4 protein-coding genes are annotated in these 5,777 nt (G+C 63.0%); all 4 read right to left on the bottom strand.

The genetic code is table 11. From position 1 onward, the window contains the following. On the bottom strand, window positions 1–511 hold a 511-nt coding region (locus RKP46_RS08190), incomplete at its 3' end, for a nucleoside-diphosphate sugar epimerase/dehydratase (protein WP_409194117.1). A gap of 4 nt (window positions 512–515) precedes the next feature. Next, complete coding sequence (locus RKP46_RS08185) at window positions 516–1,487, bottom strand: glycosyltransferase family 4 protein (protein ID WP_311106191.1); 972 nt, start codon at window positions 1,485–1,487, stop codon at window positions 516–518. A gap of 77 nt (window positions 1,488–1,564) precedes the next feature. After that, entirely contained in the window at window positions 1,565–4,399 is a 2,835-nt protein-coding gene (locus RKP46_RS08180) for a lipid II flippase MurJ (RefSeq protein ID WP_311106190.1), read from the bottom strand. Next, window positions 4,399–5,745, bottom strand: coding sequence for a glycosyltransferase (locus RKP46_RS08175; RefSeq protein WP_311106189.1), 1,347 nt, complete (start codon window positions 5,743–5,745; stop codon window positions 4,399–4,401). Before RKP46_RS08175 ends, RKP46_RS08180 begins: the two co-directional genes overlap by 1 nt. Window positions 5,746–5,777: the final 32 nt, after the last annotated feature.

The raw sequence follows: 5,777 nt of genomic DNA, 5'->3' as shown, positions 1-5,777 counted from the left end.
GCCAATCGGAGGACTGATCCAACTCCCGCAACAGGCGATCCGCCGCATCGCCGGCACCGAGCACCAGCACGGGCTCGCCCTCGAAGGCGATCCGCCCGTAGAGCACGTGGTCCTTCCACGCCCGGTAGGCGAAGCGGCTACCGCCCATCACGAGAACCAGCAGCAGAGGGTGCAGCACCAGAACCGAGCGCGGCACGCCTTGTATCTGGAGCATCAGCAAGGCGCCCGCGACAAGACCCGAAGCGACCAAGACGGCGACGATGATCCGCCGCAGATCCATCACGCTCGCATAACGCCAGATGCCGCGATAGAGGCCCAAGAGCCAGTAGGTTGGCGCATGGATGGCGAACAGCCAAGGCAGAGTAATCAGCGCAGTGCTCAGGTGCTCCTGCGGCAATTCCAGGTTGAAGCGCAGCCAGTAGGCGGCAAACCAGCAGAGGGCGAGCGCGCAGAGATCATGGACAAACGCCACGACGCGACGAGGGATCAACGGGGAATCGAGAAGGAACACGCAGCTATCGTCCGGAGCAGCCTTGAAAGTTGCGCCATTTTACGCCAATGGTAACGATGATCAGCGCATAAGCAAGTGCAGCAAGGCTCAACCCGGTAGATACGAGCACCACCGTCGCATCCATCAAGGCAAACGCGACTCCTACACATGCAAGCATGAGGGCGTATTCTGCAAACGCCAGGCGCCGATGGGACCACCCCATCCGCACCAGCTTCTGGTAAGAATGTTCCCTGTGCGCCTGCCACACCTTCTCCCGGCGCAAGGCGCGCTGAATCAGGGTGACCGTAGCATCGACAACGAATGGCGAGAATACGAGAACGGGAAACCACAGCGGCCAGACGCCGCGCAGCCAACCGACGACCCCCAGCGTCCCGGCAAGAAAACCCAGCGTCGTCGACCCCGCATCGCCCATGAAAATTCGGGCAGGCGGAAAATTGAAAGCAAGGAATCCCGATACGGCTGCGACCACGCAGAACGATAGCTGGGCAAGGTCGCCGTTGCCTGCCGCCACCGCGGCGACGCCGTACGCGCCGAAGCCGATAACAGCCATACCACCGGCCAGACCATCGGCGCCATCCATGAAATTGAAGAGATTGATCATCCAGGCAACTGCGAGCGCAGACACCACAACAAGCAGCCAGCCGCCGACGTTGGCGGCAACCATCGCCGCCGCCGACAGGCCGAGATGGACCAGCAAGCGCAGTCCGGCCGACAGCCCCGCCCGGTCGTCGATGAACGAGAAGCCGCACAGGATGGCGGCCAGCATCGCCGTTTCCCGGAACTCCCCCGCCAGCAGCAGGCCCGCGGCAAGCGCCCACGGCACCGTCAGCAGGCCTCCGACCCGCGGCGTCGGCGACGTATGCAACGAGCGCGCATTTGGCTCGTCCAGCGCAAGCCGCGAAGCCCAGCCGAAACGCAAGGCAAAACCGACCGTCGTCAGGGCACAAGCGAATGTCGCGATGACCCAGTATTCCATTTTCAACTCCCGGCCGTCGCGGCCTCCCCCTTCTTGTCGCCAGTGCTACGCCCCATGCGGTGCCGTTGTGCCCGGCATCAGTCCCGGAGATCCGCCCAGTTCCTGAATTGCGCCCAAGCCAGCCCCCCCACTGCCAGCACGGCACAGGCTACCGCCGCTACACTCTGGCTGCCGGCCGCCACCCCAGTTCCTGCCCAGACGAGCCAGCCGACCAGCAGCGTCACGATTTCCCGCAGCGTCAATCCGATCTTCGCACGCGCCGCAAGCATCAGTACGAGGGTCGACAGCGCCGTCGCAACCAGAGCACCAACCGCCACCCCCAGAACGCCGAGATGCGGGACCAGGAGCAGGTTTACCGAAAGGTTGCAGGCAAAGCCAAGCGCTGCCGCAAACAGGACACGCGACGATGCCCCGGAAACGATCGCCATCTTGGCGACCAGCGCCCCGGCAATGGCGATCGGCAACTGGAGCACACCGATCTTGACGATACCGGACAGGTCGGAGAGCTGGCTCGACGTCACGCTGTCCGACAGGGCGGCGGCGACCAGCGGATCGGCGAAGAGCAGCGCCCCGACGGCGATCAGGCCACCGATCCAGGAGCCGGCGACCAGCAGGAAATGGGCATCGTCCCGCACCCCGACCCCCTGCGCCAGCATCCGGGCCAGATAAGGGAGCACGACCGCCGACGCGCCGACGCTGGCGAGGCCGGTGAACAGTACGACGATCTTGTTCGCCAGTGCCCAGGCCGACAGCCCGCCCGAAACCACCGAGGCGGCAAACGCATAGTTCAGGGGTACTAACGCCGCGGTCAGCGATGCCGCCAGGAACAGGCGCCGATAGGAGGCGGTCGCCGGTCGCAACAGATCTGCCGCAGGAGGAGCCAGCAGCAGGCGGATCCCGTGCGGAAGCAAACGATAAAACACCCAGCCCGCGTTCAGCAGCGTGCCGGCAAGCATGCCGGCGATAGCGGCGTACGAGGCGGCGGCAGCCGGCGCCGCCAGCAGCGCCGAGATCGTCGCGACGGGCACTACGAGTTGCCCAAGCGCAGCATCCCGGGAATGCCGCAAGGCGTTGAGCGCAGCATTGCCGATCACGGTCCACGCCGACAGCAGGATGATCGGAGCGAACCAGCGCAGCATGCCGGCAGCCGAAACTGCGGTCTCGGATTCCGTTTCTCCCAGCACGACACCGACGACGTAAGGCGCCGCCAGCACCACGAGCACCGCCACGGCGCCCAGGATCGCAGCCGCGAAACCGAGAAGCCGGCGGACGAATTCCGCCCGACGCTTTTCCTGTCCGTCCCTACCGAACGACAGGAAGGGCGAAGTCATCGCGTCGGCCAGCGGCATGGCAAGACAGGTGACGAAGAACATCGGAATCATGGCGGCGGTGAAGAAGGCATCCAGATCCGCCCCCATACGCAACTGCTTCACCAGCAGCAGGTCACGGGTGAGAAAGCCGAGGTAGCACACCAGGGTGATCAGCATCACCACGGCGCCGGAGGCGGCGAGCGTATCCATTTGCGATGTGCGTTCCGGCGCATCCCGCGTCGCACCGCCCTCGGCAACGCCCTGCGGGGAAACACACCGACTGCCTCTCAGCAGCGAGAGAAGCAGGGACGCCCAGCCAAGGGCGCCGCAGAGCAGAACGAACTGCCACACACCGAAACGCTGCCGGTAAAGGGTTCCGACGTTCGGATGGATGTAGGCGAGGACGACCAGCAAGGTCGCGCAAAAAACGAGGCCGGCGAGCAACTGCCTGCTGGGTCTTTTCCACAGCGTAATCGCCAGACCGAGAGCGAACAGATACCAGATCGCCGTCTCGACAGCGCCGATCAGACGAGGAACCGAAACCCGCTCGGTCCATGCATCGGGGAAAGGCGCCAGCAGGCCAATCATCAAGGCGCGAGGCATATAAGCGATCGAACTCAGGGCATTGTTCGGCAGGCGATCCCCGTCGACTTCTGATCCCGCGCCCACCGAACGTCCGAAGGCGACAAAATGAGCTCTTAGTTCCGACGCGCGCTTTAAGAGTTTATCTGCGGCAGAGGGTAATCCATCTGACGGCTGCCATGTCCAGTCAACGGCTGCCAGCTGAATGTTCAGCGGCGAATCCCCCTCACCATAGACACCTGCCGCGACTTCAATGCGTGTGCAAGCGAAAGCGACCCCCGCGGCCACCCCAACGACGAGGAGTCGATACAACAGAGGTTTCTTGATGGCCAAAGAACTACGGGAAAAGAGGTAGGACACAAGAACTACCGCATAGGATGCCAATAGCGCACTGACCAGAACCACCGGAAAGTAAGGTCGGACGACACCCAGTAGCGACATACCACCGACGACCTGAAATGCGTTTCGTAGAAATTGCCCGACCGTCGTGCGCCCCTCAATATGAAGGTCAAGCCAGGCATCGAGCACCAACAGCGTACCGGCGATCGCAAATGCATCCTTGTGGTTCTGTCCGTACCACTGCAATGCGGAAGGAAATACAAGGAATGCGATCCCCGCCATGACCCCACCGAGCGCGCCGACGTCGCCCGGCCACAGACGACGTCCTAACCGGAAGATAAGCAGGGCGCCGGCTGCATGTGCTGCTGCATTTAGCGGAATGAACCATGCGGGATCGGGACCGAAAATCGCATAGACGGCCGCAAGCACTCCGACGTTACCCGCAGCGCCCGGGAAAAGCTTCCAGGCTCCCCAGCCTTCTGCGTGAATCTTCCCGGCCATCTCTACCGCAATGTTGTGGAACACGATTGCATCGTTTGGCAGCAAGCCGTGGCCGGCATGCATCTCCGGAATCAGAGGAAGTACCACTTTCTGCATCAGCAGCGCCATGAATGAGGCATACACGAAAGCCAAGCTCCAGAAGAGCCCTGCCGATGGAAACCGATAGGCGAAACGATTCATTACGACTGACCGATAGAAGAACTGATGGTCCGAGAAGCTCTAGCGGGGGCAATGCGCGCAGCCATGTAGTCCGCATAGAGACCGACTACATAATCCCGGGAAAACTCACCCTCGGCACGCTGTCGTCCATGCAACCCCAACATCTTGCGCAACTGCGGCGCTGCCACCAGACGCTCCAGCTGCGCACATAGATCGTTCACATCGCCGGGCGCGTGAAGCAGCCCCGTCTCTCCGTCGACGACGGCGTCGGTGATTCCGTAGATTCTGGAAGCGACAACCGGCAGGCCGCACGCACCGGCTTCGATCAGCACGGAGCCGAAACCTTCGCGATAACTCGGCAGGCAAAGAACATCGGCAGCCGCCATGTATTCATGGACTGCCTGCGTGTAGCCGGCGAAGACGAGCCCCGGGATATCGCCCCAATGCCCTGCCAGCCCCCCTTCGTCGGGGCCGACAAGCATGAGCCGCAGATCCGGATGTCGCAACACGAGATGTCGGAATGCCTCGATCAGGTCTGCCACGCCCTTCTCTTCCGTCAGCCGCCCCACGAACAGCAGGCAGATCTCATCATCGGCGATTGCGTGCTTGCCCCGAATACGCCTCCTGGTACCTAGATCGGCACGGAAACGATCGATGTCCACCCCGCAGATCGAGCCGGCACCAACGACGGCTACCTTCCTTTCCGGGACGACGTTCTCGTCGATCAGGAAACGTCTTTGCGATGCGCTGTCGGCGAGAAGGTCGGAAGCCGCCAGCGCGAGGACGCGATCGACCGATTGCAGCAGGAAACGCGCAAGCCCACGCCGCGTCGCCCACACCTGCCCCGTAAAGCAATGGACTCGCGACGGAACGCCAGCCAGCCGAGCCGCCAGCATCGCCACCATTCCCCCCTTCGGGGTGATGCTGAAGACCAGATCGAAACGCTCCCGCCTCATGAAACGCCACACACTGAACAAAGCACGAAGATCGCGTAGCGGTGCGATATCGCGCACGATCGGCATCGGCACGAAACGGACACCCGGGGAGAAATGCACCGGGATCGACGATTCGTCCCGGTTGAAACAGACGGTCACGGCATGATCGCGCGCCAGCCGCTCGGCATGCGGGCGGATAAACGACTCGTAGGCGAAAGGACTGGTCAGCACGATGCAGATACGACTCATCGCCGGATCAGCAAAGCGCAGATGCTCCCCGATCCGTTCAATCTGCAGCGCGACCACGCGACGCTCGTCGTAGAGTCGCAGCGCACGCCGCCTGCCGGCGGCACCCATTTCCTTCGCCGCGCCGACGTCAGCCGCGCAGCGCAGAAAAGCCTCTGCCAAGGCCTGCGGGTCATGCGTCGGCACGAGGTAGCCGGTCTCTCCGGAAACGACTTCTT

The sequence above is a fragment of the Accumulibacter sp. genome (assembly GCF_031732815.1).
GTDB lineage: Bacteria > Pseudomonadota > Gammaproteobacteria > Burkholderiales > Rhodocyclaceae > Accumulibacter.
Note: the sequence above shows the minus strand (reverse complement) of the source record. Positions and strands in the feature narration are given on the sequence as shown.